35 protein-coding genes are annotated in these 24,980 nt (G+C 56.9%); all 35 read left to right on the forward strand.

What is annotated here, in order from left to right; all coding sequences use genetic code 11:
- The first annotated feature begins 37 nt into the window (after positions 1-37).
- The 35 genes from rpoC (at position 38) to bfr (ending at position 24,959) form a co-directional block, all read left to right on the forward strand.
- Positions 38-4,237, forward strand: coding sequence for a DNA-directed RNA polymerase subunit beta' (rpoC, locus tag CAG31_RS23745; protein ID WP_085585800.1), 4,200 nt, complete (start codon positions 38-40; stop codon positions 4,235-4,237).
- Between the two features lie 216 nt (positions 4,238-4,453).
- Complete coding sequence (gene rpsL, locus CAG31_RS23750; RefSeq protein ID WP_003186084.1) at positions 4,454-4,825, forward strand: 30S ribosomal protein S12; 372 nt, start codon at positions 4,454-4,456, stop codon at positions 4,823-4,825.
- 108 nt (positions 4,826-4,933) lie between these two features.
- On the forward strand, positions 4,934-5,407 hold the full coding sequence (gene rpsG / locus CAG31_RS23755; protein ID WP_016772941.1) for a 30S ribosomal protein S7: 474 nt from the start codon (positions 4,934-4,936) through the stop codon (positions 5,405-5,407).
- A gap of 30 nt (positions 5,408-5,437) precedes the next feature.
- A complete protein-coding gene (gene fusA / locus CAG31_RS23760) occupies positions 5,438-7,570 on the forward strand; it encodes an elongation factor G (protein WP_085585802.1) in 2,133 nt (710 codons plus the stop codon).
- A 30-nt stretch (positions 7,571-7,600) separates the two neighbouring features.
- The gene (gene tuf, locus CAG31_RS23765) at positions 7,601-8,794 is read left to right on the forward strand and encodes an elongation factor Tu (protein WP_085585788.1); all 1,194 of its coding nucleotides are present in this window, start codon (positions 7,601-7,603) and stop codon (positions 8,792-8,794) included.
- Positions 8,795-8,950: 156 nt separating this feature from the next.
- Positions 8,951-9,262, forward strand: coding sequence for a 30S ribosomal protein S10 (gene rpsJ / locus CAG31_RS23770; protein WP_003186070.1), 312 nt, complete (start codon positions 8,951-8,953; stop codon positions 9,260-9,262).
- A gap of 80 nt (positions 9,263-9,342) precedes the next feature.
- On the forward strand, positions 9,343-9,978 hold the full coding sequence (gene rplC, locus CAG31_RS23775) for a 50S ribosomal protein L3 (protein WP_085585804.1): 636 nt from the start codon (positions 9,343-9,345) through the stop codon (positions 9,976-9,978).
- 12 nt (positions 9,979-9,990) lie between these two features.
- Positions 9,991-10,593, forward strand: coding sequence for a 50S ribosomal protein L4 (gene rplD / locus CAG31_RS23780; protein WP_007924200.1), 603 nt, complete (start codon positions 9,991-9,993; stop codon positions 10,591-10,593).
- Complete coding sequence (rplW, locus tag CAG31_RS23785) at positions 10,590-10,889, forward strand: 50S ribosomal protein L23 (protein ID WP_002555488.1); 300 nt, start codon at positions 10,590-10,592, stop codon at positions 10,887-10,889. The genes rplD and rplW overlap by 4 nt, the downstream gene beginning before the upstream one ends.
- A gap of 14 nt (positions 10,890-10,903) precedes the next feature.
- Positions 10,904-11,728, forward strand: a complete 825-nt coding sequence (gene rplB, locus CAG31_RS23790) for a 50S ribosomal protein L2 (RefSeq protein ID WP_011063775.1) — start codon at positions 10,904-10,906, stop codon at positions 11,726-11,728.
- A gap of 16 nt (positions 11,729-11,744) precedes the next feature.
- Positions 11,745-12,020 (forward strand): 30S ribosomal protein S19, encoded by a 276-nt coding sequence (gene rpsS, locus CAG31_RS23795; protein ID WP_085585806.1) that lies wholly within the window; start codon positions 11,745-11,747, stop codon positions 12,018-12,020.
- Between the two features lie 11 nt (positions 12,021-12,031).
- On the forward strand, positions 12,032-12,364 hold the full coding sequence (rplV, locus tag CAG31_RS23800; protein WP_003304070.1) for a 50S ribosomal protein L22: 333 nt from the start codon (positions 12,032-12,034) through the stop codon (positions 12,362-12,364).
- A 13-nt stretch (positions 12,365-12,377) separates the two neighbouring features.
- On the forward strand, positions 12,378-13,064 hold the full coding sequence (rpsC, locus tag CAG31_RS23805) for a 30S ribosomal protein S3 (RefSeq protein ID WP_003176422.1): 687 nt from the start codon (positions 12,378-12,380) through the stop codon (positions 13,062-13,064).
- A 12-nt stretch (positions 13,065-13,076) separates the two neighbouring features.
- Positions 13,077-13,490 carry a 50S ribosomal protein L16 gene (gene rplP, locus CAG31_RS23810; protein ID WP_003228729.1) on the forward strand — a complete coding sequence of 138 codons (414 nt, stop codon included), beginning with the start codon at positions 13,077-13,079 and terminating at the stop codon, positions 13,488-13,490.
- Positions 13,490-13,681 (forward strand): 50S ribosomal protein L29, encoded by a 192-nt coding sequence (rpmC, locus tag CAG31_RS23815; protein ID WP_002555481.1) that lies wholly within the window; start codon positions 13,490-13,492, stop codon positions 13,679-13,681. The genes rplP and rpmC overlap by 1 nt, the downstream gene beginning before the upstream one ends.
- A 2-nt stretch (positions 13,682-13,683) precedes the next feature.
- Complete coding sequence (gene rpsQ / locus CAG31_RS23820; protein WP_003194644.1) at positions 13,684-13,950, forward strand: 30S ribosomal protein S17; 267 nt, start codon at positions 13,684-13,686, stop codon at positions 13,948-13,950.
- Positions 13,951-13,973: 23 nt separating this feature from the next.
- Positions 13,974-14,342, forward strand: coding sequence for a 50S ribosomal protein L14 (gene rplN / locus CAG31_RS23825; protein WP_024778329.1), 369 nt, complete (start codon positions 13,974-13,976; stop codon positions 14,340-14,342).
- 11 nt (positions 14,343-14,353) lie between these two features.
- Positions 14,354-14,668, forward strand: coding sequence for a 50S ribosomal protein L24 (rplX, locus tag CAG31_RS23830; protein WP_003186046.1), 315 nt, complete (start codon positions 14,354-14,356; stop codon positions 14,666-14,668).
- A 20-nt stretch (positions 14,669-14,688) separates the two neighbouring features.
- Positions 14,689-15,228 carry a 50S ribosomal protein L5 gene (rplE, locus tag CAG31_RS23835; protein ID WP_022641376.1) on the forward strand — a complete coding sequence of 180 codons (540 nt, stop codon included), beginning with the start codon at positions 14,689-14,691 and terminating at the stop codon, positions 15,226-15,228.
- 13 nt (positions 15,229-15,241) lie between these two features.
- Positions 15,242-15,547 carry a 30S ribosomal protein S14 gene (gene rpsN / locus CAG31_RS23840; protein ID WP_022641375.1) on the forward strand — a complete coding sequence of 102 codons (306 nt, stop codon included), beginning with the start codon at positions 15,242-15,244 and terminating at the stop codon, positions 15,545-15,547.
- A gap of 208 nt (positions 15,548-15,755) precedes the next feature.
- Positions 15,756-16,148 carry a 30S ribosomal protein S8 gene (rpsH, locus tag CAG31_RS23845; RefSeq protein ID WP_003228724.1) on the forward strand — a complete coding sequence of 131 codons (393 nt, stop codon included), beginning with the start codon at positions 15,756-15,758 and terminating at the stop codon, positions 16,146-16,148.
- Positions 16,149-16,160: 12 nt separating this feature from the next.
- Entirely contained in the window at positions 16,161-16,694 is a 534-nt protein-coding gene (gene rplF, locus CAG31_RS23850) for a 50S ribosomal protein L6 (protein WP_085585808.1), read from the forward strand.
- Between the two features lie 10 nt (positions 16,695-16,704).
- Complete coding sequence (rplR, locus tag CAG31_RS23855; protein ID WP_085585810.1) at positions 16,705-17,055, forward strand: 50S ribosomal protein L18; 351 nt, start codon at positions 16,705-16,707, stop codon at positions 17,053-17,055.
- Between the two features lie 3 nt (positions 17,056-17,058).
- The gene (rpsE, locus tag CAG31_RS23860; protein WP_085585812.1) at positions 17,059-17,559 is read left to right on the forward strand and encodes a 30S ribosomal protein S5; all 501 of its coding nucleotides are present in this window, start codon (positions 17,059-17,061) and stop codon (positions 17,557-17,559) included.
- Between the two features lie 2 nt (positions 17,560-17,561).
- Complete coding sequence (gene rpmD, locus CAG31_RS23865) at positions 17,562-17,738, forward strand: 50S ribosomal protein L30 (protein WP_026144795.1); 177 nt, start codon at positions 17,562-17,564, stop codon at positions 17,736-17,738.
- 3 nt (positions 17,739-17,741) lie between these two features.
- A complete protein-coding gene (gene rplO / locus CAG31_RS23870) occupies positions 17,742-18,179 on the forward strand; it encodes a 50S ribosomal protein L15 (RefSeq protein WP_003228720.1) in 438 nt (145 codons plus the stop codon).
- Positions 18,180-19,508: a preprotein translocase subunit SecY gene (gene secY / locus CAG31_RS23875; protein WP_003228718.1), complete on the forward strand. Its 1,329-nt coding sequence runs from the start codon at positions 18,180-18,182 to the stop codon at positions 19,506-19,508.
- A 27-nt stretch (positions 19,509-19,535) separates the two neighbouring features.
- Positions 19,536-19,652 carry a 50S ribosomal protein L36 gene (gene rpmJ, locus CAG31_RS23880; RefSeq protein WP_002555468.1) on the forward strand — a complete coding sequence of 39 codons (117 nt, stop codon included), beginning with the start codon at positions 19,536-19,538 and terminating at the stop codon, positions 19,650-19,652.
- A gap of 130 nt (positions 19,653-19,782) precedes the next feature.
- Positions 19,783-20,139 carry a 30S ribosomal protein S13 gene (gene rpsM / locus CAG31_RS23885; protein WP_003186020.1) on the forward strand — a complete coding sequence of 119 codons (357 nt, stop codon included), beginning with the start codon at positions 19,783-19,785 and terminating at the stop codon, positions 20,137-20,139.
- Between the two features lie 30 nt (positions 20,140-20,169).
- Positions 20,170-20,559 (forward strand): 30S ribosomal protein S11, encoded by a 390-nt coding sequence (gene rpsK / locus CAG31_RS23890; protein WP_002555466.1) that lies wholly within the window; start codon positions 20,170-20,172, stop codon positions 20,557-20,559.
- Positions 20,560-20,577: 18 nt separating this feature from the next.
- Positions 20,578-21,198, forward strand: a complete 621-nt coding sequence (gene rpsD, locus CAG31_RS23895) for a 30S ribosomal protein S4 (protein WP_011063772.1) — start codon at positions 20,578-20,580, stop codon at positions 21,196-21,198.
- 22 nt (positions 21,199-21,220) lie between these two features.
- On the forward strand, positions 21,221-22,222 hold the full coding sequence (gene rpoA / locus CAG31_RS23900; protein ID WP_003186012.1) for a DNA-directed RNA polymerase subunit alpha: 1,002 nt from the start codon (positions 21,221-21,223) through the stop codon (positions 22,220-22,222).
- 42 nt (positions 22,223-22,264) lie between these two features.
- Positions 22,265-22,651 (forward strand): 50S ribosomal protein L17, encoded by a 387-nt coding sequence (rplQ, locus tag CAG31_RS23905; protein ID WP_007955635.1) that lies wholly within the window; start codon positions 22,265-22,267, stop codon positions 22,649-22,651.
- 239 nt (positions 22,652-22,890) lie between these two features.
- Entirely contained in the window at positions 22,891-24,345 is a 1,455-nt protein-coding gene (locus tag CAG31_RS23910) for a catalase (RefSeq protein ID WP_085585814.1), read from the forward strand.
- A gap of 149 nt (positions 24,346-24,494) precedes the next feature.
- Positions 24,495-24,959: a bacterioferritin gene (bfr, locus tag CAG31_RS23915; protein ID WP_085585816.1), complete on the forward strand. Its 465-nt coding sequence runs from the start codon at positions 24,495-24,497 to the stop codon at positions 24,957-24,959.
- Positions 24,960-24,980 lie beyond the last annotated feature (21 nt).

The following is a 24,980-nucleotide window of genomic DNA, read 5'->3' on the forward strand; positions in this document are numbered from 1 at the left end:
GGATTGCCCGCTCTCTGCTCCGCCAGGAGGAAAGGCCTTGAAAGACCTACTGAATTTGCTGAAAAACCAGGGTCAAGTCGAAGAGTTCGACGCCATCCGCATCGGATTGGCCTCGCCTGAGATGATCCGTTCGTGGTCGTTCGGTGAAGTTAAAAAGCCGGAAACCATCAACTACCGTACGTTCAAGCCTGAGCGTGACGGCCTGTTCTGCGCCAAGATCTTTGGCCCGGTAAAGGATTACGAGTGCCTGTGCGGTAAGTACAAGCGCTTGAAGCATCGTGGTGTGATCTGCGAGAAGTGCGGCGTTGAAGTCGCGCTGGCCAAGGTTCGTCGTGAGCGCATGGCGCACATCGAACTGGCTTCGCCGGTTGCCCACATCTGGTTCCTGAAGTCGCTGCCGTCCCGTATCGGCCTGCTGATGGACATGACCCTGCGTGATATCGAGCGCGTTCTCTACTTCGAGAGCTATGTCGTCATCGACCCGGGCATGACCACCCTTGAAAAGGGTCAGCTGCTGAACGACGAGCAGTATTTCGAAGCGCTGGAAGAGTTCGGTGACGATTTCGACGCCCGCATGGGTGCCGAAGCCGTCCGCGAGCTGCTGCACGCTATCGACCTGGAACACGAGATTGGCCGTCTGCGCGAAGAGATTCCGCAAACCAACTCCGAAACCAAGATCAAGAAGCTGTCCAAGCGCCTGAAGCTGATGGAAGCCTTCCAGGGCTCCGGCAACCTGCCTGAGTGGATGGTGCTGACCGTTCTGCCGGTTCTGCCGCCGGACCTGCGTCCGCTGGTTCCGCTGGACGGCGGTCGCTTCGCGACTTCCGACCTCAACGATCTGTATCGTCGGGTGATCAACCGTAACAACCGTCTGAAGCGCCTGCTCGACCTGTCCGCTCCGGACATCATCGTGCGCAACGAAAAGCGCATGCTGCAGGAAGCTGTCGATGCACTGCTCGACAACGGCCGTCGCGGTCGCGCCATCACCGGCTCGAACAAGCGTCCTCTGAAATCCCTGGCCGACATGATCAAGGGTAAGCAAGGTCGTTTCCGTCAGAACTTGCTCGGTAAGCGCGTTGACTACTCGGGCCGTTCGGTGATCACCGTAGGTCCGACCCTGCGCCTGCACCAGTGCGGTCTGCCGAAGAAGATGGCTCTGGAGCTGTTCAAACCGTTCATTTTCGGCAAGCTGGAAATGCGCGGTCTGGCGACCACCATCAAAGCCGCCAAGAAAATGGTCGAGCGCGAGCTGCCGGAGGTTTGGGACGTTCTCGCTGAAGTGATCCGCGAACACCCGGTCCTGCTCAACCGTGCACCGACCCTTCACCGTCTGGGCATCCAGGCGTTTGAACCGGTACTGATCGAAGGTAAGGCCATCCAGCTGCACCCTCTGGTCTGCGCCGCGTACAACGCCGACTTCGACGGTGACCAAATGGCCGTGCACGTGCCGCTGACGCTGGAAGCCCAGCTGGAAGCGCGCGCGCTGATGATGTCGACCAACAACATCCTGTCGCCAGCCAACGGTGAGCCGATCATCGTTCCGTCGCAGGACGTGGTACTGGGTCTGTACTACATGACCCGTGAAGCGATCAACGCCAAGGGCGAAGGTCGTGTGTTCGCGGATCTGCAGGAAGTCGACCGCGTGTTCCGCGCCGGCGAAGCCGCGCTGCACGCCAAGATCAAGGTTCGTATCAACGAAACCGTGAACGACCGTGACGGCAACAGCGTGAACAACACCCGTATCGTCGACACCACCGTCGGCCGTGCGCTGCTGTTCCAGGTTGTGCCGAAAGGCCTGTCGTTCGACGTCGTCAACCTGCCGATGAAGAAGAAGGCGATCTCCAAGCTGATCAACCAGTGCTATCGCGTTGTGGGTCTGAAAGAGACCGTGATCTTCGCCGACCAGTTGATGTACACCGGTTTTGCCTACTCGACCATTTCCGGCGTTTCCATCGGCGTTAACGACTTCGTTATCCCGGATGAGAAAGCGCGCATCATCGGTGCCGCCACCGACGAAGTGAAAGAGATCGAGAGCCAGTACGCCTCCGGCCTGGTGACCCAGGGCGAGAAGTACAACAAAGTGATCGACCTTTGGTCGAAAGCGAACGACGAAGTCTCCAAGGCGATGATGGCCAACCTCTCGAAGGAGAAGGTCATCGACCGTCACGGCGACGAAGTCGAGCAGGAATCGTTCAACTCGATGTACATGATGGCCGACTCGGGTGCGCGGGGTTCCGCAGCACAGATTCGTCAGCTCGCCGGTATGCGTGGCCTGATGGCCAAGCCGGACGGCTCCATCATCGAGACGCCGATCACCGCGAACTTCCGTGAAGGTTTGAGCGTACTCCAGTACTTCATCTCGACCCACGGTGCTCGTAAAGGTCTGGCGGATACCGCGTTGAAGACAGCGAACTCCGGTTACCTGACCCGTCGTCTGGTTGACGTGGCACAGGATCTGGTCGTGACCGAGATCGACTGCGGCACCGAACACGGTCTGCTGATGACGCCGCACATTGAAGGCGGCGACGTTGTTGAACCGTTGGGTGAGCGCGTACTGGGTCGTGTGGTTGCCCGTGACGTGTTCAAGCCGGGCACCGAGGACGTCATCGTTCCTGCCGGCACCCTGGTCGACGAGAAGTGGGTCGAGTTCATCGAGCTGAACAGCATCGACGAAGTGGTCGTGCGTTCGCCGATCAGCTGCGAAACCCGTTACGGCATCTGCGCCAAGTGCTACGGCCGCGATCTGGCCCGTGGTCACCAGGTGAACATCGGTGAAGCGGTCGGCGTCATCGCTGCCCAGTCCATCGGTGAGCCGGGTACCCAGCTGACGATGCGTACGTTCCACATCGGTGGTGCGGCAAGCCGTACTTCCGCTGCCGACAGCGTTCAGGTGAAGAACGGCGGTACCGTCCGTCTGCACAACCTGAAGCACGTTGAGCGTGTGGACGGCAACCTGGTTGCCGTGTCCCGTTCCGGTGAGCTGGCGATCGCCGACGACTTCGGTCGTGAGCGCGAGCGCTACAAGCTGCCGTACGGTGCCGTGCTCTCGGTCAAGGAAGGTGACAAGGTCGACGCTGGCGCCATCGTGGCGAAGTGGGATCCGCACACGCACCCGATCGTTACTGAAATGAAAGGTAACGTGACCTACGTGGGCATGGAAGAAGGCATCACGATTAAGCGTCAGACCGACGAATTGACCGGTATGACCAACATCGAAGTGCTCGACGTCAAAGACCGTCCGGCTGCCGGCAAGGACATCCGTCCTGCGGTGAAGATGGTCGACGACAACGGCAAGGATCTGTTGCTGCCAGGCACTGACGTTATCGCTCAGTACTTCCTGCCGGCGAACGCCCTGGTCGGTGTTGCGGACGGTGCGAAGATCGCGATCGGTGACGTTATCGCGCGTATCCCGCAAGAGACTTCGAAGACCCGTGACATCACCGGTGGTCTGCCGCGTGTTGCCGACCTGTTCGAAGCCCGTCGTCCGAAAGAGGCGTCGATCCTGGCAGAAGTCAGCGGCACCATCGCGTTCGGTAAGGAGACCAAGGGCAAGCGCCGTCTGGTCATCACCCCGAACGACGGCAGCGATCCGTACGAGGAGCTGATTCCGAAGTGGCGTCACCTGAACGTGTTCGAAGGCGAACAGGTGAACCGCGGCGAAGTTATCTCCGACGGTCCGAGCGATCCGCACGACATCCTGCGTCTGCTGGGTGTGAGCGCGCTGGCCAAGTACATCGTCAACGAGATCCAGGACGTTTACCGTCTGCAAGGCGTGAAGATCAACGACAAGCACATCGAGACCATCCTGCGTCAGATGCTGCGCAAGGTTGAGATCTCCGAGTCGGGCGATTCCAGCTTCATCAAGGGCGACCAGATGGAACTGACCCAGGTGCTGGTGGAGAACGAGCGTCTGAACGCGGAAGACAAGTTCGTCTCCAAGTTCACCCGTGTTCTGCTGGGTATCACCAAGGCGTCGTTGTCGACCGAATCGTTCATCTCGGCGGCTTCCTTCCAGGAAACCACCCGAGTGCTGACCGAAGCGGCCGTCACCGGCAAGCGCGATTACCTGCGCGGCCTGAAAGAAAACGTGGTCGTGGGTCGTCTGATCCCGGCTGGTACCGGTCTGGCCTACCACAGCGAGCGCAAGCGTCGCCGTGATGCGGACAAACCGTTGCGCGTAAGCGCCAGTGAAGTGGAAGCTGCACTGACCGAAGCGCTGAACTCGAGCGGTAACTGAGTTCTGCGGTAAATGAGCGTAAGGCCCTGACCGCTCCGTTCATCGAATCGAGACATTTTGTCGAGTTTCGGTGGGCGGGGAGGCCGGGGCCTTGCCTTGACTGGGGACAAGATCCTCTTTAGACTCTTGATCCCCTAAATTTGGCGGGAATCCGTTCCCGCCATTTTGCTTTTCTTGCAAGACAATAGCGTCGCAAGACAACAGTGGAGCTAGTAGATGGCAACTATCAACCAGCTGGTACGTCAGCCGCGTAAGCGTATCGTCGAGAAATCCGACGTGCCTGCGCTGCAGAACTGCCCGCAACGTCGTGGCGTGTGCACCCGCGTGTACACCACTACGCCGAAAAAACCTAACTCGGCACTGCGTAAAGTATGCCGTGTGCGTCTGACCAACGGTTTCGAGGTTTCCTCGTACATCGGCGGTGAAGGCCACAACCTGCAAGAACACAGCGTGGTTCTGATCCGTGGCGGTCGTGTAAAAGACTTGCCAGGTGTTCGCTACCACACCGTTCGCGGCTCCTTGGATACTTCCGGCGTTAAAGGCCGTAACCAGGGTCGTTCGAAGTACGGTACCAAGCGTCCGAAGTAATCGGCCGCTTTGCAGTTATTCATTTTATTGAGTCGATAAGAGTAAGGTCGGGCACGCATCCGAAGGATCTGTCCCGAGCTAACCTGAAGACCGTTTGAGGGCTTATCAATGCCAAGACGTCGCGTAGCAGCCAAGCGTGAGATTCTGGACGATCCGAAATACGGAAGCCAAATCCTCGCCAAATTCATGAACCACGTTATGGAAAGCGGCAAGAAAGCCGTTGCCGAGCGTATCGTTTATGGTGCCCTGGAAACCGTTGCGGCCCGTAAGGCTGGCACCGATCCCCTGGAACTCTTCGAAAAAGCACTCGACGCCATCGCTCCGCTGGTCGAAGTGAAGTCGCGCCGCGTTGGTGGTGCTACTTACCAGGTTCCGGTCGAGGTTCGTCCTTCCCGTCGTAACGCTCTGGCAATGCGCTGGTTGGTAGACTTCGCCCGCAAGCGTGGCGAGAAGTCCATGGCCCTGCGTTTGGCTGGCGAGCTGCTGGATGCTGCTGAAGGTAAAGGTGCAGCAGTTAAGAAGCGTGAAGACGTGCACCGTATGGCCGAAGCCAACAAGGCTTTCTCGCACTACCGCTTCTAATATCAGCATCATTCATTTTGCGAGGGCTTTATGGCTCGTACTACAGCAATCAACCGCTACCGTAACATTGGTATTTGCGCCCACGTTGACGCGGGCAAGACTACCACTACCGAGCGGATCCTGTTCTACACAGGTCTGAGCCACAAGATGGGCGAGGTGCACGACGGCGCCGCGACCACCGACTGGATGGTGCAGGAGCAGGAGCGGGGTATCACCATTACCTCCGCTGCCGTTACCACTTTCTGGAAAGGTTCCCGTGGTCAGTACGACAACTACCGCGTAAACGTCATCGATACCCCCGGCCACGTAGACTTCACCATTGAAGTAGAACGTTCGCTGCGCGTACTCGATGGCGCGGTCGTTGTTTTCTGCGGCACCTCCGGTGTTGAACCTCAGTCCGAAACCGTATGGCGTCAAGCCAACAAGTACGGCGTTCCGCGTGTTGTTTACGTGAACAAGATGGACCGTGCCGGCGCGAACTTCCTGCGCGTTGTCGGCCAGATCAAGAACCGTCTGGGCCACACCCCGGTTCCGGTTCAGCTGGCCATCGGTGCAGAAGATAACTTCCAGGGTCAGGTCGACCTGATCAAGATGAAGGCTATCTACTGGAACGAAGACGACAAAGGCACCACCTATCGCGAGGAAGAGATTCCTGCCGATATGGTTGAGCTGGCCAACGAATGGCGCAACAACATGGTCGAGGCTGCGGCCGAAGCCAACGAAGAGCTGATGAACAAGTACCTTGAAGAAGGTGACCTGTCCGTCGAAGAGATCAAGGCTGGTCTGCGCGCCCGTACCCTGGCGAGCGAGATCGTTCCTGCGGTCTGCGGTTCTTCGTTCAAGAACAAGGGCGTTCCCCTGGTTCTCGACGCCGTTATCGACTTCCTGCCTGCTCCGACCGAGATCCCTGCAATCCAGGGCATCCACCCGGACAACGTCGAAGACGAAAACGCTCCGAAGATCGAGCGTCACGCCGACGACGCCGAGCCGTTCTCGGCCTTGGCGTTCAAGATTGCCACCGACCCGTTCGTGGGCACTCTGACCTTCGTCCGCGTCTACTCGGGCTTCCTGACCTCCGGTGACTCCGTCATCAACTCGGTCAAGGGCAAGAAAGAGCGCGTTGGTCGTATGGTGCAGATGCACGCCAACCAGCGTGAAGAGATCAAGGAAGTGCGCGCAGGCGACATCGCCGCTCTGATCGGCATGAAGGACGTCACCACCGGTGACACCCTGTGCGATCTCGAGAAGCAAGTGATCCTTGAGCGTATGGACTTCCCTGAGCCTGTGATTTCGGTGGCTGTAGAGCCGAAAACCAAGCAGGACCAGGAAAAGATGGGCATCGCACTGGGCAAGCTGGCTCAGGAAGACCCGTCGTTCCGCGTCAAGACCGACGAAGAAACTGGTCAGACCATCATCTCCGGTATGGGTGAGCTGCACCTGGACATCCTCGTTGACCGCATGAAGCGCGAGTTCAACGTCGAGGCCAACATCGGCAAGCCGCAGGTTTCGTACCGCGAGAAGATCAGCAAGAGCAACGTTGAGATCGAAGGCAAGTTCGTTCGTCAGTCCGGCGGTCGCGGTCAATTCGGTCACTGCTGGATCCGTTTCTCGGAGCCAGACGTTGACGAGAAGGGCAACATCACCGAAGGCCTGGTCTTCACCAACGAAGTTGTGGGTGGTGTGGTTCCGAAGGAATACATCCCGGCTATCCAGAAGGGTATCGAAGAGCAGATGAAGAACGGCGTCGTTGCCGGCTATCCGCTGATCGGCCTGAAGGCTACCGTGTTCGATGGTTCCTACCACGACGTCGACTCCAACGAGATGGCGTTCAAGGTGGCGGCCTCCATGGCGACCAAGCAGCTGGCCCAGAAGGGCGGCGGTGTTGTGCTTGAGCCGATCATGAAGGTTGAAGTAGTAACCCCAGAAGACTACATGGGTGACGTGATGGGTGACCTGAACCGTCGTCGTGGTCTGATTCAGGGTATGGAAGACTCGGTGTCCGGTAAGGTAATCCGTGCTGAAGTTCCACTGGGTGAGATGTTCGGTTATGCGACCGACGTCCGTTCCATGTCTCAGGGTCGCGCGAGCTACTCCATGGAATTCTCCAAATACTCCGAAGCTCCGTCGAACATCGTCGAAGCTCTCGTTAAAAAACAAGGCTGATTCAGCCCTTTAGGCTAGGAGTTTATTGTCGTGGCTAAAGAAAAATTTGAACGTAGCAAACCGCACGTCAACGTTGGCACCATCGGTCACGTTGACCACGGTAAAACCACTCTGACCGCTGCTCTGACCCGTGTTTGCTCCGAGGTTTTCGGTTCGGCCGTTGTTGACTTCGACAAGATCGACAGCGCCCCGGAAGAGAAGGCTCGTGGTATCACCATCAACACCGCTCACGTAGAGTACGATTCGAACATTCGTCACTACGCGCACGTTGACTGCCCAGGTCACGCCGACTACGTCAAGAACATGATCACCGGTGCTGCCCAGATGGACGGCGCGATCCTGGTTTGCTCGGCCGCCGATGGTCCGATGCCGCAAACCCGTGAGCACATCCTGCTGTCCCGTCAGGTAGGTGTTCCGTACATCGTGGTTTTCCTGAACAAGGCTGACCTGGTAGACGACGCTGAGCTGCTGGAACTGGTTGAGATGGAAGTTCGCGACCTGCTGTCCACCTACGACTTCCCAGGCGACGACACCCCGATCATCGTTGGTTCGGCCCGTATGGCGCTGGAAGGCAAAGACGACAACGAAATGGGCACCACCGCTGTCAAGAAGCTGGTTGAGACTCTGGACAGCTACATCCCAGAGCCTGAGCGTGCCATCGACAAGCCGTTCCTGATGCCGATCGAAGACGTGTTCTCGATCTCGGGTCGCGGTACTGTTGTGACCGGTCGTGTTGAGCGTGGCGTTGTCCGCATCCAGGAAGAAGTTGAGATCGTCGGCCTGCGCGACACTCAGAAAACTACCTGCACCGGCGTTGAAATGTTCCGCAAGCTGCTCGACGAAGGTCGTGCTGGCGAGAACTGCGGCGTTCTGCTGCGTGGCACCAAGCGTGACGACGTTGAGCGTGGCCAGGTTCTGGTCAAGCCAGGTTCGGTCAAGCCGCACACCAAGTTCACCGCAGAAGTCTACGTGCTGAGCAAGGAAGAAGGCGGTCGTCACACTCCGTTCTTCAAAGGCTACCGTCCACAGTTCTACTTCCGTACCACTGACGTGACCGGTAACTGCGAACTGCCGGAAGGCGTTGAAATGGTAATGCCAGGTGACAACATTCAGATGACTGTTACCCTGATCAAGACCATCGCAATGGAAGACGGTCTGCGCTTCGCTATCCGTGAAGGCGGTCGTACCGTCGGCGCCGGCGTCGTAGCCAAAGTCATCGAGTAAGTCTCTTTTAGAGTCAGCTTGATGAAATGAAAAAGCCTCCGCTCAGCGGGGGCTTTTTTATTGGGTTGACACCTATATGGGGCGTCTATAGAATTGCGCCTCCTTTTAACGGGCGTATTGCGCCCGGTGGGAATAGCAGCCGGAGTCTGAAATCCAATGCAAAATCAGCAAATCCGTATCAGGTTGAAGGCTTTTGACCATCGCCTGATCGACCAATCAACCCAGGAAATCGTGGAAACCGCGAAACGTACTGGTGCTCAAGTGCGTGGTCCTATTCCACTGCCTACCCGTAAAGAGCGGTTTACCGTTCTGGTTTCCCCGCACGTCAACAAAGACGCGCGTGACCAGTACGAAATCCGCACTCACAAGCGTGTACTGGACATCGTCCAGCCAACGGATAAAACCGTTGACGCGCTTATGAAGCTGGATCTTGCGGCCGGTGTGGAAGTGCAGATCAGCCTCGGCTAAGACTTGGTCTTGGTCGTGTAACGCTCTGAAATGGGCGGCCATAGCGGGTGAAAGCCCCGTACACTCATGAGGTTTACAACATGACTATTGGTGTAGTCGGTCGTAAATGCGGTATGACCCGTATTTTCACCGAAGAAGGTGTCTCCATTCCGGTCACGGTCATCGAGATCGAGCCGAATCGCGTCACCCAGTTCAAAACTGAAGAAACCGATGGCTATCGGGCAGTGCAAGTCACTGTCGGCGAGCGTCGTGCTTCGCGCGTAACAGCTGCTCAGGCAGGCCACTTCGCCAAGGCGAACGTTGCTGCCGGTCGTACCGTCCTGGAATTCCGTCTTGAAGAAGGCGAATACAAGGCCGGCGACCTGATCAACGCTGAAATCTTCGCCGCTGGTCAACTGGTCGACGTGACCGGTCAGTCCAAGGGTAAAGGCTTCCAGGGTACGATCAAGCGCTGGAATTTCCGCGGGCAAGATAACACCCACGGTAACTCCGTATCCCACCGCGTCCCAGGCTCTATCGGCCAGTGCCAGACTCCTGGTCGTGTATTCAAGGGCAAGAAAATGTCCGGTCATATGGGCGCTGAGCGCGTGACCGTACAGTCCCTCGAAGTAGTGCGCGTGGACGCTGAACGCAATCTGTTGTTGGTCAAGGGCGCTGTTCCTGGCGCTACTGGCGGCAACGTGGTTGTACGTCCAGCAGCCAAGGCTCGCGGTTAAGGGGAAGCTGACATGCAATTAAATGTAAATGACGCTCAAGCGATCGAAGTTTCCGAACTGACATTTGGCGGCGAGTTCAACGAGACGCTGGTTCACCAAGCAGTCGTGGCCTACATGGCTGGCGGCCGTCAAGGTAGCAAGCAGCAGAAGACCCGTTCCGACGTTTCCGGTGGCGGCAAGCGCCCATGGCGTCAGAAAGGTACTGGCCGTGCTCGTGCCGGTACTATCCGTAGCCCAATCTGGCGCGGCGGCGGCACCACCTTCGCAGCTCGTCCACAAGATCACTCCCAGAAGCTGAACAAGAAGATGTATCGCGCAGCAATGCGTTCCATCCTTGCTGAGCTGGTGCGTACTGATCGTCTGGTCGTGGTTCAGGATTTCGCTGTTGAAACTCCGAAAACCAAAGATCTGCTGGGTAAGCTGAACAACATGAGCCTGACCGACGTTCTGATCGTGTCGGACGCTGTTGACCAGAACCTGTACCTGGCTGCTCGCAACCTGCCGCACGTAGATGTACGTGACGTGCAAGGTTCCGATCCAGTTAGTCTGATCGCATACGACAAGGTGTTGATCACCGTGTCGGCCGTGAAGAAATTCGAGGAGCTGCTGGGATGAACCAGGAACGCGTATTTAAAGTTCTGCTTGGCCCGCACGTTTCCGAGAAGGCTACGGTTCTGGCAGACAAGAAAGGCCAGTTCGTTTTCAAGGTTGCCACTGACGCAACCAAGCTGGAAATCAAGAAGGCCGTCGAAAGCCTGTTCAGCGTGAAAGTAGAACGCGTGACTACCCTGAACGTTCTGGGTAAGAGCAAGCGTACCGCTCGCGGTCTGGGCAAGCGTAATGACTGGAAGAAGGCAGTTATCTCCCTTCAGCCAGGCCAAGATCTCGATTTCAGCAGCAGTGCTGAGTAAGGAAGGGGTGCATCATGGCAATCGTTAAATGCAAACCGACTTCCCCTGGCCGCCGTTTTGTGGTCAAGGTGGTCAACCAGGAGCTGCACAAAGGCGCTCCTCACGCACCGCTGCTCGAGAAAAAATCGAAGTCTGGTGGTCGTAACAACAATGGCCGCATCACCACTCGTCACGTTGGTGGTGGTCATAAGCAGCATTACCGTCTGGTCGACTTCCGTCGCAACGACAAAGATGGCATCGCTGCCACTGTCGAGCGTATCGAATACGATCCAAACCGTACCGCTCACATCGCCCTGCTGCTGTACGCAGATGGCGAGCGTCGCTACATCATCGCCCCTAAAGGCGTGAGCGCTGGCGACCAGCTGATCGCAGGTGCCCTGGCACCGATCAAGCCGGGCAACGCTCTGCAGCTGCGCAACATTCCAGTTGGTAGCACCGTACACGGCATCGAACTGAAGCCAGGTAAAGGCGCACAGATCGCACGTTCCGCTGGTGCTTCGGCTCAGCTGGTCGCTCGTGAAGGCGTTTATGTAACCCTGCGTCTGCGTTCCGGTGAAATGCGTAAAGTCCTGGCTGAATGCCGTGCGACCCTGGGCGAAGTCTCGAACTCCGAGCACAGCCTGCGTTCGCTGGGTAAAGCCGGTGCCAAACGCTGGCGTGGCGTTCGCCCAACCGTTCGTGGTGTTGCCATGAACCCGGTTGACCACCCACATGGTGGTGGTGAAGGTCGTACCTCTGGTGGTCGTCATCCGGTATCGCCATGGGGCTTCCCGACTAAGGGCGCGAAGACTCGTGGTAATAAGCGTACCGACAAAATGATCGTCCGTCGTCGCAAGTAAATAGAGGGATACGACAGTGCCACGTTCTCTGAAAAAAGGTCCATTTATTGATCTTCACCTACTGAAGAAGATCGAAGTGGCGGCGGAAAAGAACGATCGCAAACCAGTTAAGACCTGGTCGCGTCGTTCGATGATCCTGCCACAAATGGTCGGTCTGACCATCGCAGTACACAACGGTCGTCAGCACGTCCCAGTTCTCGTCAACGAAGACATGGTCGGCCACAAACTGGGCGAGTTCGCCGGTACCCGCAACTATCGCGGGCACGTGGCAGACAAGAAAGCCAAGCGTTAAGGGGTAAGGAAATGGAAGTAGCCGCTAAGTTGTCGGGCGCTCGAATCTCCGCCCAGAAAGCCCGCTTGGTCGCCGACCAGATCCGCGGGAAGAAGGTGGGCGATGCGCTCAACCTGCTGGCTTTCAGCAGTAAGAAAGCCGCCGAGATCATGAAGAAAGTGCTGGAGTCGGCCGTAGCCAACGCCGAGCATAACGAAGGCGCAGACGTTGATGACCTGAAGGTCAGCACCGTGTTCGTCAACGAAGGGCGTTCGCTGAAGCGCATCATGCCGCGTGCCAAAGGCCGTGCTGATCGCATCGTCAAGCGGTCTTGCCATATCACTGTCAAGGTTGCTGACAAGTAACGGAGTCGAAGAGATGGGTCAGAAAGTACATCCCATTGGCATTCGCCTGGGAATCGTCAAGGAGCACACCTCCGTCTGGTACGCAGACGGTCGGACTTATGCGGACTACCTGTTCGCTGATCTGAAGGTGCGTGAGTACCTCCAAGACAAACTAAAAAGCGCGTCCGTAAGCCGTATCGATATTCATCGTCCGGCTCAAACTGCACGCATCACCATCCACACCGCTCGTCCAGGTATCGTTATCGGGAAGAAAGGTGAAGATGTTGAAAAACTGCGTCAGGACCTGACCAAGCAAATGGGTGTGCCTGTGCACATCAATATCGAAGAGATCCGCAAGCCGGAGCTCGACGGTATGCTGGTTGCCCAGAGCGTAGCTCAGCAGCTGGAGCGTCGTGTGATGTTCCGTCGCGCCATGAAGCGCGCCGTACAGAACGCCATGCGCATTGGTGCCAAAGGCATCAAAATCCAAGTGAGCGGTCGTCTCGGCGGTGCTGAAATCGCACGTACTGAATGGTATCGCGAAGGTCGTGTGCCTCTGCACACCCTGCGTGCCGACATCGACTATGCCAACTACGAAGCTCACACCACCTACGGTGTGATCGGTGTAAAGGTTTGGATCTTCAAAGGCGAAGTGATTGGTGGTCGCCAGGAAGAGCTGAAGCCGCAAGCACCAGCGCCTCGTAAAAAAGCTGCTAAGTAAGGGGTACGCCAAATGTTGCAACCAAAGCGTACGAAGTTCCGCAAGCAAATGACCGGCCACAACCGTGGTCTGGCACTGCGCGGTAGCAAAGTCAGCTTCGGCGAGTTCGCGCTGAAGTCTGTTGCTCGTGGTCGTCTCACCGCTCGTCAGATCGAGTCGGCACGTCGTGCCCTGACCCGTCACGTAAAACGTGGCGGCAAGATCTGGATCCGTGTATTCCCGGACAAGCCTATCTCCAAAAAACCACTCGAAGTTCGGATGGGTAAAGGTAAGGGTAACGTCGAATACTGGGTTGCCCAGATTCAGCCAGGCAAAGTCCTGTATGAAATCGAGGGTGTTTCTGAAGAGCTGGCGCGTGAGGCTTTCGCCCTGGCTGCTGCAAAGCTGCCGCTCGCCACCTCCTTTGTTAAACGGACGGTGATGTGATGAAAGCGAATGAACTTCGTGAAAAATCCGCACAGCAGCTGAACGAGCAACTGCTCGGCCTGCTGCGCGACCAGTTCAATCTGCGCATGCAGAAGGCAACTGGCCAGTTGGGGCAGTCTCATCTGCTCTCGCAAGTTAAGCGTGACATCGCTCGCGTGAAAACTGTGCTCAACCAGCAGGCAGGTAAGTGATCATGGCTGAAGCCGAAAAAACTGTCCGTACGCTGACTGGCCGTGTTGTCAGCGACAAGATGGACAAAACCATCACCGTTCTGATCGAGCGTCGCGTTAAGCACCCGATCTACGGTAAATACGTTAAGCGTTCGACTAAGCTGCACGCGCACGACGAAACCAATCAGTGCCACATCGGCGACAAAGTCACTATTCGTGAAACTCGTCCGATGGCCAAGACCAAGTCTTGGGCGCTGGTTGATGTTCTCGAACGCGCTGTGGAAGTCTAAGGGCTAGGGGTCGGAGAAATTATATGATTCAGACTCAATCCATGCTCGATGTGGCCGATAACAGCGGCGCTCGCCGCGTTATGTGCATCAAGGTGCTGGGTGGCTCCCATCGTCGTTACGCTGCCATTGGCGACATCATCAAGGTTACCGTGAAGGAAGCGATTCCTCGCGGTAAAGTGAAAAAAGGCCAGGTAATGACTGCTGTCGTAGTCCGTACCCGTCACGGCGTACGTCGTGCTGATGGCTCCATTATCCGCTTTGATGGCAACGCTGCTGTTCTGCTGAACAACAAGCAAGAGCCGATCGGCACCCGTATCTTTGGGCCAGTGACCCGTGAACTTCGTACCGAGAAGTTCATGAAGATCGTCTCGCTCGCCCCAGAAGTGCTGTAAGGAGATCCGACATGCAAAAGATTCGTCGTGACGACGAGATCATCGTGATCGCCGGCAAAGACAAAGGTAAGCGCGGTAAGGTGCTGAAGGTTCTCGCTGACAACCGTCTGGTTGTCGGTGGTCTGAACCTGGTCAAGCGTCATACCAAGCCTAACCCGATGTCGGGCGTACAGGGCGGTATCGTCGAGAAAGAAGCGCCACTGCACGCTTCCAATGTCGCCATCTTCAACGGCGAAACCAACAAGGCTGACCGCGTTGGTTTCAAAGTAGAAGACGGTAAGAAAATTCGTGTCTTCAAGTCGACCCAAAAAGCGGTTGATGCTTGAACACTGCTAGGTAGAAGACCATGGCACGACTCCAAGAGATTTACCGGAAGGAAATCGCACCGAAACTTAAGGAAGAACTTAAGCTTTCGAACGTGATGGAAGTTCCGCGCGTTACCAAAATCACTCTGAACATGGGTCTGGGCGAAGCGATCGGTGACAAGAAAGTCATCGAGCACGCGGTAGCTGACCTGGAAAAGATCACCGGCCAAAAAGTCGTTGTGACTCACGCTCGTAAATCCATCGCAGGCTTCAAAGTCCGCGAAGGTTGGCCGATCGGTGTCAAAGTGACCCTGCGCCGTGAGCGTATGTACGAGTTCCTGGATCGTCTGCTGTCGATCTCCCTGCCTCGGGTTCGCGACTTCCGCGGCCTGAATGCCAAGTCCTTTGACGGTCGTGGCAACTACAGCATGGGCGTGAAAGAGCAGATCATCTTCCCGGAAATCGACTACGACAAGATCGATGCTCTGCGCGGTCTGGACATTACCCTGACCACCACTGCCAAGAACGATGACGAAGGCCGCGCTCTGCTGCGTGCTTTCAAATTCCCGTTCCGCAACTGATTGGAGTAGGAAAATGGCCAAGAAGAGCATGAAGAACCGTGAGCTGAAGCGTCAGCTCACCGTTGCCAAGTACGCCGCCAAGCGTGCAGCGCTGAAAGCTATCATCGTCGATCTGAACGCAAGTCCAGAAGCGCGTTGGGAAGCTACCGTAGCCCTGCAGAAGCAACCACGTGACGCAAGCGCCTCGCGCATGCGTAACCGTTGCCGCCTGACCGGTCGTCCGCACGGCGTTTACCGCAAGTTCGGCCTGGGCCGTAACAAGCTGCGTGAAGCTGCCATGCGTGGTGACGTGCCAGGTCTGGTGAAAGCCAGCTGGTAAGCGCCTTCAAAACCCCGGTGGTTCGCTCGAAAGAGTCTGACCGCCGGTGGTCTTGAACTTGAATCAAGCCCCTTTTGGGGCTTGATTCATTTCCGGGGGGTGTCTAGAATGACCGGCTCGCCTGAGCCCGTGTTTTTTGTGCCCGGAGTTTCTCGGCGACAAGTAGTAGCCGCAAGGCTAATTTTTCTGTTTTAGGAGCGTCTAGCCCATGAGTATGCAGGACCCGTTAGCGGACATGCTAACTCGAATCCGTAATGCCCAGATGGCTGAAAAGTCCGTCGTAAGCATGCCGTCTTCCACGCTGAAGGTGGCTGTAGCAAAAGTCCTGAAGGACGAAGGTTACATCGCGGGTTATCAGATCAGCAGCGAAACCAAACCTCTGCTGTCCATCGAGCTGAAGTACTTCGAAGGCCGTCCGGTCATCGAGGAAGTCAAGCGCGTCAGCCGTCCAGGCCTGCGCCAGTACAAGTCCGTCGAAGATCTGCCAAAAGTACGTGGCGGCCTCGGCGTGTCTATCGTCTCCACCAACAAAGGTGTGATGACTGATCGTGCTGCGCGCGCTGCCGGTGTCGGCGGCGAAGTTCTTTGCACAGTGTTCTAAGGGGGGATAAGCATGTCTCGCGTCGCTAAGAACCCCGTTAAGCTGCCGGCCGGCGTCGAAATCAAATTCGTAGGCCAACAGCTTTCGGTGAAGGGTGCCAAGGGCACTCTCGAACTGAACGTCCATTCGTCCGTTGAGATCGTTGAAGAAGCCGGTGAGCTGCGTTTCGCTGCTCGCAATGGCGATCAACAGACCCGCGCAATGGCCGGTACCACTCGTGCGTTGGTAAACAACATGGTCCAAGGCGTAAGCCAAGGCTTCGAGCGCAAGCTCCAGCTGGTCGGTGTTGGTTACAAGGCGCAAGCAAAAGGTCAGGTTCTGAACCTGGCTCTTGGCTTCTCGCACCCTGTGGATTACGAACTGCCGGCAGGCATCACTGCTGAGACTCCTAGCCAGACCGATATCCTGATCAAGGGCATCGACAAGCAGCTGGTAGGTCAAGTGGCCGCCGAGATCCGCGACTTCCGTCCACCAGAGCCTTACAAAGGTAAAGGTGTGCGCTACGCGGACGAAGTCGTCCGTCGTAAAGAAGCCAAGAAGAAGTAGGGCATAGCAAATGACCGACAAAAAAGTTACTCGACTGCGTCGCGCTCGCAAAGCACGCCTGAAAATGCACGAACTCGAAGTCGTGCGTCTCTGCGTGTTCCGCTCTTCGCAGCACATCTACGCCCAGGTCATTTCGGCCGACGGCAACAAAGTCCTGGCCAGCGCCTCGACTTTGGATAAAGAACTGCGTGATGGTGCCACCGGCAACATCGACGCGGCCACTAAGGTTGGCCAGCTGGTCGCTACGCGTGCTAAGGCCGTGGGCGTCTCGCAGGTGGCTTTCGACCGCTCTGGCTTCAAGTACCACGGCCGCGTTAAGGCGCTGGCTGATGCTGCTCGTGAAGCTGGGCTGGAGTTCTAAGTTATGTCAAATAACGACCAAAAGCGCGACGAAGGCTACATCGAGAAGCTGGTTCAAGTTAACCGCGTAGCCAAAACCGTTAAAGGCGGCCGTATCTTCACTTTCACCGCGCTGACCGTGGTGGGTGATGGCAAGGGTCGCGTTGGCTTCGGCCGTGGCAAGTCGCGTGAAGTGCCTGCTGCGATCCAGAAGGCAATGGAAGCTGCTCGCCGCAACATGATCCAGGTTGATCTGAACGGCACCACCCTGCAGTACGCCACCAAGTCCGCCCACGGCGCGTCGAAGGTGTACATGCAGCCTGCTTCTGAAGGTACCGGTATCATCGCTGGCGGCGCAATGCGTGCCGTTCTCGAAGTTGCTGGCGTTCAGAACGTTCTGGCCAAGTGCTACGGCTCGACCAACCCTGTAAACGTGGTTCACGCCACTTTCAAGGGTCTGAAGGCCATGCAGTCTCCTGAATCCATTGCCGCCAAGCGTGGCAAGCGCGTTGAGGAGATCGTCTGATCATGGCTACCGTAAAAGTAACGCTGATCAAAAGCACCAGCGGCCGCATCCCTAGCCACAAACTGTGCGTGAAGGGTCTGGGTCTGCGTCGCATCGGTCACACTGTAGAAGTCCAGGATACTCCCGAGAATCGCGGGATGATCAACAAGGCCTACTACATGCTGCGTGTCGAGGGTTAATCGATGAAACTCAATGATCTGAGTCCAGCGCCGGGTTCCCGTCGCGAAAAGCATCGTCCGGGCCGTGGTATCGGTAGCGGTTTGGGTAAGACTGGTGGCCGTGGTCACAAAGGTCAGACCTCCCGTTCCGGTGGCACCATCGCTCCAGGCTTTGAAGGCGGTCAACAGCCGCTGCACCGTCGCCTGCCGAAGTTCGGTTTCGTTTCCCTGAAAGCCATGGACCGCGCAGAAGTGCGTCTGTCCGAGCTGGCCAAAGTGGAAGGCGACATCGTCACCGTGCAGTCCCTGAAAGATGCCAACGTGATCAACGTCAACGTACAGCGCGTGAAAATCATGCTGTCCGGTGAAGTGACTCGCGCTGTCACTATCGGCAAGGGAATCGGCGCCACCAAAGGTGCGCGCGCGGCTATCGAAGCAGCTGGCGGCAAGTTCGAGGAATAAATGGCTAAGCAAGGTGCTCTCTCTGCGCTCGGCAAAGGCGGTATGTCTGAACTCTGGGCTCGTCTGCGTTTTCTGTTCCTGGCGATCATCGTCTACCGAATAGGCGCACACATCCCGGTTCCAGGTATCAACCCGGACCGTCTCGCAGACCTGTTTCGACAGAATGAGGGGACCATTCTTAGCTTGTTCAACATGTTTTCCGGCGGCGCGCTGGAGCGGATGAGCATCTTTGCACTGGGGATCATGCCGTACATTTCGGCATCGATCATCATGCAACTGATGACCGCCGTCAGCCCGCAGCTGGAGCAGTTGAAGAAGGAAGGTGAAGCTGGCCGTCGCAAGATCAGCCAGTACACCCGCTACGGCACCGTCGTCCTAGCTCTCGTTCAGGCCATTGGCATGTCCATTGGCCTGGCGGGGCAGGGCGTTGCGTTCACTGGTGACTTCGGCTTCCATTTCGTCGCGGTATCCACGTTTGTGGCTGGCGCGATGTTCATGATGTGGCTGGGTGAGCAGATTACTGAGCGTGGTGTAGGCAACGGTATCTCGATGCTGATTTTTTCGGGTATCGTCGCCGGTCTTCCGAGAGCGATCGGGCAGTCTTTCGAGTCTGCGCGTCAGGGTGACATCAACATTTTCGCCCTGGTTGCCATCGGTCTGCTGGCAGTAGCGATTATCGGTTTCGTGGTGTTCATTGAGCGTGGTCAGCGTCGTATCGCCGTTCACTACGCCAAGCGTCAGCAGGGCCGCAAGGTCTTTGCTGCGCAGACCAGCCACTTGCCGCTGAAAGTGAACATGGCCGGTGTCATTCCGGCTATTTTCGCAAGCAGCATTCTGCTGTTTCCGGCTTCGTTGGGTGCCTGGTTCGGTCAGTCTGAAGGTATGGGCTGGTTGCAGGACATCTCGCAGTCGATCGCTCCTGGTCAGCCGTTGAATATTCTGCTGTTTAGTGCAGGGATTATTTTCTTCTGCTTCTTCTATACGGCGTTGATGTTCAATCCGAAAGACGTAGCGGAAAACCTGAAGAAGTCCGGTGCCTTTATTCCGGGCATCCGTCCAGGTGAGCAGTCTGCGCGCTACATTGATGGCGTTCTGACTCGCTTGACCATGTTCGGTGCTCTTTACATGACGGCCGTGTGCCTGCTGCCCCAGTTCCTGGTGGTTGCGGCAAACGTTCCGTTCTACCTTGGCGGGACCTCGTTGCTGATCGTGGTCGTGGTTGTGATGGACTTTATGTCCCAAGTACAATCGCACCTCGTTTCGCACCAGTACGAATCCCTGATGAAGAAAGCCAACCTGAAGGGTTACGGCAGCGGCATGTTGCGCTGAGTACCCATAAGGTTCGAGGAGTTGGTGATGAAAGTTCGTGCATCGGTGAAAAAGCTGTGCCGTAACTGCAAGATTATTCGCCGCGAAGGTGTTGTTCGAGTAATTTGCAGCGCGGAACCGCGTCACAAGCAGCGCCAAGGCTGAGTGTGATCGTGCTTCAAGCCCGGCAGCTAGTGTGCTGCCGGGTTGATTATTTGTTATTACAGCGATATTATCTCGCGCCCTATTTCTTGGCTTCCGGGGCGTAGGTAGCTGTCAATTGGAGTCCCACTGAATGGCCCGTATTGCAGGCGTTAACATTCCAGATAACAAGCATACTGTTATCTCGCTGACCTACATCTATGGTGTCGGTCGCACTACCGCGCAGAAAATCTGTGCGGTGACTGGGGTAAACCCAGCAGCAAAGATCAAGGATCTGAGCGACGAGCAAATTGAACAGCTGCGTGGCGAAGTCGCGAAGTTCACCACTGAAGGTGACCTGCGTCGCGAAATCAACATGAAAATCAAGCGCTTGATGGACCTCGGTTGCTATCGCGGTCTGCGTCATCGTCGTGGTCTGCCAGTACGCGGTCAGCGTACCAAGACCAACGCGCGTACCCGTAAAGGTCCGCGTAAGCCGATCCGCAAGTAATCGCCCCAGCGAATCGACAGGAATTTAATCATGGCAAAACCTGCTGCTCGTCCTCGTAAAAAAGTTAAAAAGACAGTGGTTGATGGCATCGCCCACATCCATGCCTCTTTTAACAACACCATCGTGACCATCACCGACCGTCAAGGTAACGCTCTTTCCTGGGCTACCTCCGGTGGTTCGGGTTTCCGCGGTTCCCGCAAGTCCACCCCGTTCGCGGCTCAAGTAGCTGCTGAGCGTGCTGGTCAAGCTGCGCTGGAATACGGCCTGAAAAACCTCGACGTGAACGTCAAGGGCCCAGGTCCAGGTCGTGAATCCGCAGTCCGCGCTCTGAACGGCTGTGGCTACAAGATCGCCAGCATCACCGACGTGACGCCAATCCCGCACAACGGGTGCCGTCCGCCGAAGAAGCGCCGCGTGTAATCCAGGAGATTGTAAAGAATGGCTCGTTACATTGGTCCAAAATGCAAACTGGCTCGTCGCGAAGGCACCGATCTCTTCCTGAAGAGCGGCGTGCGCGCGATCGAATCGAAGTGCAACATTGAAGCAGCACCTGGTATCCACGGCCAGCGCCGCGGTCGCCAGTCCGACTACGGCACCCAACTGCGTGAGAAGCAGAAGGTTCGTCGTATCTACGGCGTTCTCGAGCGTCAGTTCAGCGGCTACTACAAGCAAGCCGCTGGCAAGAAAGGTGCAACCGGTGAAAACCTGCTGCAACTGCTCGAATGCCGTCTGGACAACGTCGTATACCGTATGGGCTTCGGCTCCACCCGTGCCGAATCCCGTCAGCTGGTATCGCACAAGTCGATCAGCGTTAACGGTCAGACCGTAAACGTTCCGTCCTACCAGGTTCGTGCTGGTGACGTGGTCGCTGTTCGCGAGAAAGCAAAAAACCAACTTCGCATTGTCCAAGCTCTCGATCTGTGTGCTCAACGTGGCCGCGTAGAGTGGGTAGAAGTAGACACTGAGAAGAAGTCGGGCGTTTTCAAGAACGTTCCAGCTCGCAGTGATCTGTCCGCCGACATCAACGAAAGCCTGATTGTCGAGCTCTACTCCAAGTAAGGGCTAGAAAATAGGTGCATCCATGCAGATTTCGGTAAATGAGTTCCTGACACCCCGCCATATTGATGTGCAGGTTGTCAGTCCAACCCGCGCCAAGATCACCCTCGAGCCTCTCGAGCGTGGTTTTGGCCACACCCTGGGCAACGCGCTGCGCCGCATCCTGTTGTCCTCAATGCCCGGCTGCGCAGTAGTCGAGGCCGAGATTGACGGTGTGCTCCACGAGTACAGCGCCATCGAAGGTGTACAGGAAGACGTAATTGAAATCCTGTTGAACCTTAAAGGTCTGGCTATCAAGCTGCATGGCCGTGACGAAGTTACGCTGACCTTGTCGAAGAAGGGTTCGGGGGTGGTTACCGCTGCCGATATTCAGCTGGATCATGATGTCGAGATCGTTAACCCCGATCACGTAATCGCTAACCTGGCGTCCAACGGCGCCCTGAACATGAAGCTCACCGTAGCTCGTGGTCGTGGTTATGAGCCGGCCGACTCGCGTCAAAGCGATGAAGACGAAAGCCGCAGCATCGGTCGCTTGCAGCTCGACTCTTCGTTCAGCCCGGTTCGCCGTATCGCATACGTGGTGGAAAACGCCCGTGTCGAGCAGCGCACCAACCTGGACAAGCTGGTTATTGATCTGGAAACCAACGGTACCCTGGATCCTGAAGAGGCCATCCGTCGTGCTGCAACCATCCTGCAACAGCAGTTGGCTGCGTTCGTCGACCTCAAAGGTGACAGTGAGCCAGTGGTTGTCGAGCAGGAAGACGAGATCGATCCGATCCTGCTTCGCCCGGTTGACGATCTGGAACTGACTGTACGTTCGGCCAACTGCCTTAAGGCGGAAAACATCTACTACATCGGCGACCTGATTCAGCGCACCGAAGTAGAGCTGTTGAAGACTCCGAACCTGGGCAAGAAATCCTTGACCGAAATCAAGGACGTTCTGGCCTCCCGCGGTCTGTCCCTCGGCATGCGCCTCGACAACTGGCCGCCTGCAAGTCTTAAGAAGGACGACAAGGCGACTGCCTGATCGTCGTAATCACCGAACGTTGTGTTTGGTAAGGAATGAACCATGCGTCATCGTAAAAGTGGTCGTCACCTGAGCCGCACCAGCTCCCACCGTAAGGCTATGTTCCAGAACATGGCGGTGTCGCTGTTCGAGCACGAGCTGATCAAAACTACTCTGCCAAAAGCCAAAGAACTGCGCCGCGTTGCCGAGCCGCTGATCACTCTGGCCAAGACAGACAGCGTTGCTAACCGTCGTCTGGCTTTCGACCGTACTCGTTCGAAAGCGATCGTCGGCAAGCTCTTCAACGATCTGGGCAAGCGTTACGCTACCCGTGAGGGTGGCTACCTGCGCATCCTCAAGTGCGGTTTCCGCGCTGGCGACAACGCTCCTATGGCGTACGTCGAGCTGGTTGATCGCGCTGTCGGCGGCGAAGCTGTATCCGCTGAGTAAGACGTCAGTCTGAAACAAGAAAACCGGGCCTGGTGCCCGGTTTTTTTGTGCCCGCAAGAAATGCGTCTTGCGTACAAGCCAATGGCTGCTTTCCGTTGTCACTATGGCGTGGGATTTGTAATTGAAAATATCTATTGCTGCCTGCGAGTTTATGAATTTGTAGCTATCAAAGTGATGGTCAATACTCCCCACCAAGCCGATTAGCCGGCAGTTCCAGACTGACAGAGGAAGAAGATCGCATGAGCCAGAGCAAGACGCTTACGACCGCCAGTGGCGCACCTGTCGCCGACAACCAGAACTCCCGTTCCGCCGGGCCGCGCGGCCCATTGCTGTTGGATGACTTTCATCTGATCGAGAAGCTTGCCCACTTCAACCGCGAAAACATTCCGGAGCGTCGTGTGCACGCCAAAGGCTCGGGGGCTTACGGTACCTTCACGGTCACGCGTGACATCACCCAGTACACCCGGGCCAGTCTGTTCTCGGCGGTCGGCAAGCAAACCCCGACATTCCTGCGCTTCTCCACTGTCGGCGGTGAACGCGGATCGGCGGACACCGAGCGCGATCCCCGCGGCTTCGCGTTGAAGTTCTACACCGAGGAAGGCAACTGGGACATCGTCGGCAACAACACGCCGGTGTTCTTCATTCGCGACCCATTGAAGTTCCCGGACTTCATCCACACCCAAAAGCGCCTGCCGCAGAGCAACCTGAAAAGTGCACAGGCCATGTGGGATTTCTGGTCGCATTCCCCGGAGGCGCTGCACCAGGTCACGATCCTGTTTTCCGACCGCGGCATTCCTGACGGATACCGTCACATGCACGGTTTCGGCAGCCACACCTACAGCTTGATCAATGCCAACGGCGAGCGTCATTGGGTGAAGTGGCACTACAAGACCCTGCAAGGCATCAAGAACCTGGCGCCGGCGGACGCGGCCCGTTTGGCCGGCACCGATCCTGATTACGCCCAGCGTGACCTGTTCGAAGCCATCGAGCGCGGTGATTTCCCGAAATGGCGCGTGTGCATTCAGATCATGACCGAGGCCCAGGCCTCCGCGCATTACGAGAACCCGTTCGATGTGACCAAGACCTGGTCGCAGAAGGAGTTTCCGTTGATCGAGGTCGGCGAGCTCGAGCTCAACCGCAACCCGCTGAACTACTTCGCCGAGGTCGAGCAGGCGGCGTTCGGCCCAAGCAACATGGTGCCCGGCGTCGGCCTGTCGCCGGATCGCATGCTGCAAGGTCGCGTGTTCGCCTACGCCGATGCGCACCGCTATCGTGTCGGCACCAATCACCAGCAACTGCCGGTGAATGCGCCGCGCAGCCCGGTGAACACCTATCAGCGAGACGGTTCCATGGCTTTCGGCAGCAATGGCGGGGCTGCGCCCAACTACGAGCCGAACAGCTACGTGGAGTCGCCGAAGCAAGCGCCGCATTATGCGGAGCCGGCATTGGTCCTCAGCGGGGCTGCGGATCGCTACGATCACCGTGAGGACACCGACTACTACAGCCATGCCGGTGCGCTGTTCCGGCTGATGAGCGACGAGCAGAAGGCGTTGCTGACCCGCAACATCGCCGGTGCAATGGCCGGTGTGTCGAGCGATGTCGTCGACCGCCAGCTGCAGCATTTCTTCAAGGCCGACCCGGCGTATGGAGAAGCGATCGCAAAGCTGCTCAACGTACAGCTGAGCGAAGTCTAAACGAGAAGCAGAACCGCCCTCATTAGGGCGGTTTTTGCGTTATTTAGGCTGGTTTTCTAAGAATATCTTCGCTTTTATTGCGCGAAACGGGTGACCTTCCAGTCAGGTTGGTTCAAACTACAGACTTTCAGGAAGGGAGATGTAGGGCGATGCAAGGCCACCCAGACGTTATCGATTACCTCAACACGTTGCTGACCGGCGAACTGGCCGCGCGTGACCAATATTTCGTTCACTCGCGGATGTATGAGGACTGGGGATTCACCAAGCTCTACGAACGGATCAACCACGAGATGGAAGAAGAGGCCGGTCACGCAGACGCGCTGATGCGCCGGATCCTGATGCTCGAAGGCACGCCGCGCATGCGCCCGGATGACCTGGATGTCGGCACCACCGTGCCGGAGATGCTCGAAGCGGATCTGCGCCTGGAGTACAAGGTTCGCGCCGCGCTGTGCAAAGGCATCGAACTCTGCGAGCAGCACAAGGACTACGTCAGCCGCGAGATCCTGCGGGTTCAGCTCAACGACACCGAAGAAGACCACACCTACTGGCTCGAAAAGCAGTTGGGCCTGATCAAGCTGATCGGTCTCGAGAACTACCTGCAATCCCACGCTTGAGGGTTGCGATGTAAAAAAGCC

Source organism: Pseudomonas sp. R25(2017) (assembly GCF_002112565.1).
In the GTDB taxonomy this organism is placed as follows: Bacteria; Pseudomonadota; Gammaproteobacteria; order Pseudomonadales; family Pseudomonadaceae; genus Aquipseudomonas; species Aquipseudomonas ekonensis.

Bases quoted from the DNA above. Each gene is read 5' to 3' on its own strand.
- rplD (WP_007924200.1), top strand. From the start codon at position 9,991: ATGCAATTAAATGTAAATGACGCTCAAGCGATCGAAGTTTCCGAACTG.
- rplB (WP_011063775.1), top strand. From the start codon at position 10,904: ATGGCAATCGTTAAATGCAAACCGACTTCCCCTGGCCGCCGTTTTGTG.
- rpoA (WP_003186012.1), top strand. From the start codon at position 21,221: ATGCAGATTTCGGTAAATGAGTTCCTGACACCCCGCCATATTGATGTG.
- rpsC (WP_003176422.1), top strand. From the start codon at position 12,378: ATGGGTCAGAAAGTACATCCCATTGGCATTCGCCTGGGAATCGTCAAG.
- fusA (WP_085585802.1), top strand. From the start codon at position 5,438: ATGGCTCGTACTACAGCAATCAACCGCTACCGTAACATTGGTATTTGC.
- rpsE (WP_085585812.1), top strand. From the start codon at position 17,059: ATGTCAAATAACGACCAAAAGCGCGACGAAGGCTACATCGAGAAGCTG.
- rplR (WP_085585810.1), top strand. From the start codon at position 16,705: ATGACCGACAAAAAAGTTACTCGACTGCGTCGCGCTCGCAAAGCACGC.
- CAG31_RS23910 (WP_085585814.1), top strand. From the start codon at position 22,891: ATGAGCCAGAGCAAGACGCTTACGACCGCCAGTGGCGCACCTGTCGCC.
- rpmJ (WP_002555468.1), top strand. From the start codon at position 19,536: ATGAAAGTTCGTGCATCGGTGAAAAAGCTGTGCCGTAACTGCAAGATT.
- bfr (WP_085585816.1), top strand. From the start codon at position 24,495: ATGCAAGGCCACCCAGACGTTATCGATTACCTCAACACGTTGCTGACC.
- rplW (WP_002555488.1), top strand. From the start codon at position 10,590: ATGAACCAGGAACGCGTATTTAAAGTTCTGCTTGGCCCGCACGTTTCC.
- secY (WP_003228718.1), top strand. From the start codon at position 18,180: ATGGCTAAGCAAGGTGCTCTCTCTGCGCTCGGCAAAGGCGGTATGTCT.
- rpsN (WP_022641375.1), top strand. From the start codon at position 15,242: ATGGCCAAGAAGAGCATGAAGAACCGTGAGCTGAAGCGTCAGCTCACC.
- rpmC (WP_002555481.1), top strand. From the start codon at position 13,490: ATGAAAGCGAATGAACTTCGTGAAAAATCCGCACAGCAGCTGAACGAG.
- rpsH (WP_003228724.1), top strand. From the start codon at position 15,756: ATGAGTATGCAGGACCCGTTAGCGGACATGCTAACTCGAATCCGTAAT.
- rpsJ (WP_003186070.1), top strand. From the start codon at position 8,951: ATGCAAAATCAGCAAATCCGTATCAGGTTGAAGGCTTTTGACCATCGC.
- rpsM (WP_003186020.1), top strand. From the start codon at position 19,783: ATGGCCCGTATTGCAGGCGTTAACATTCCAGATAACAAGCATACTGTT.
- rplN (WP_024778329.1), top strand. From the start codon at position 13,974: ATGATTCAGACTCAATCCATGCTCGATGTGGCCGATAACAGCGGCGCT.
- rplV (WP_003304070.1), top strand. From the start codon at position 12,032: ATGGAAGTAGCCGCTAAGTTGTCGGGCGCTCGAATCTCCGCCCAGAAA.
- rplE (WP_022641376.1), top strand. From the start codon at position 14,689: ATGGCACGACTCCAAGAGATTTACCGGAAGGAAATCGCACCGAAACTT.
- rplO (WP_003228720.1), top strand. From the start codon at position 17,742: ATGAAACTCAATGATCTGAGTCCAGCGCCGGGTTCCCGTCGCGAAAAG.
- rpmD (WP_026144795.1), top strand. From the start codon at position 17,562: ATGGCTACCGTAAAAGTAACGCTGATCAAAAGCACCAGCGGCCGCATC.
- rplQ (WP_007955635.1), top strand. From the start codon at position 22,265: ATGCGTCATCGTAAAAGTGGTCGTCACCTGAGCCGCACCAGCTCCCAC.
- rpsQ (WP_003194644.1), top strand. From the start codon at position 13,684: ATGGCTGAAGCCGAAAAAACTGTCCGTACGCTGACTGGCCGTGTTGTC.
- rplC (WP_085585804.1), top strand. From the start codon at position 9,343: ATGACTATTGGTGTAGTCGGTCGTAAATGCGGTATGACCCGTATTTTC.
- rplF (WP_085585808.1), top strand. From the start codon at position 16,161: ATGTCTCGCGTCGCTAAGAACCCCGTTAAGCTGCCGGCCGGCGTCGAA.
- rpsL (WP_003186084.1), top strand. From the start codon at position 4,454: ATGGCAACTATCAACCAGCTGGTACGTCAGCCGCGTAAGCGTATCGTC.
- rpsK (WP_002555466.1), top strand. From the start codon at position 20,170: ATGGCAAAACCTGCTGCTCGTCCTCGTAAAAAAGTTAAAAAGACAGTG.
- rpsD (WP_011063772.1), top strand. From the start codon at position 20,578: ATGGCTCGTTACATTGGTCCAAAATGCAAACTGGCTCGTCGCGAAGGC.
- rplX (WP_003186046.1), top strand. From the start codon at position 14,354: ATGCAAAAGATTCGTCGTGACGACGAGATCATCGTGATCGCCGGCAAA.
- rpsG (WP_016772941.1), top strand. From the start codon at position 4,934: ATGCCAAGACGTCGCGTAGCAGCCAAGCGTGAGATTCTGGACGATCCG.
- rplP (WP_003228729.1), top strand. From the start codon at position 13,077: ATGTTGCAACCAAAGCGTACGAAGTTCCGCAAGCAAATGACCGGCCAC.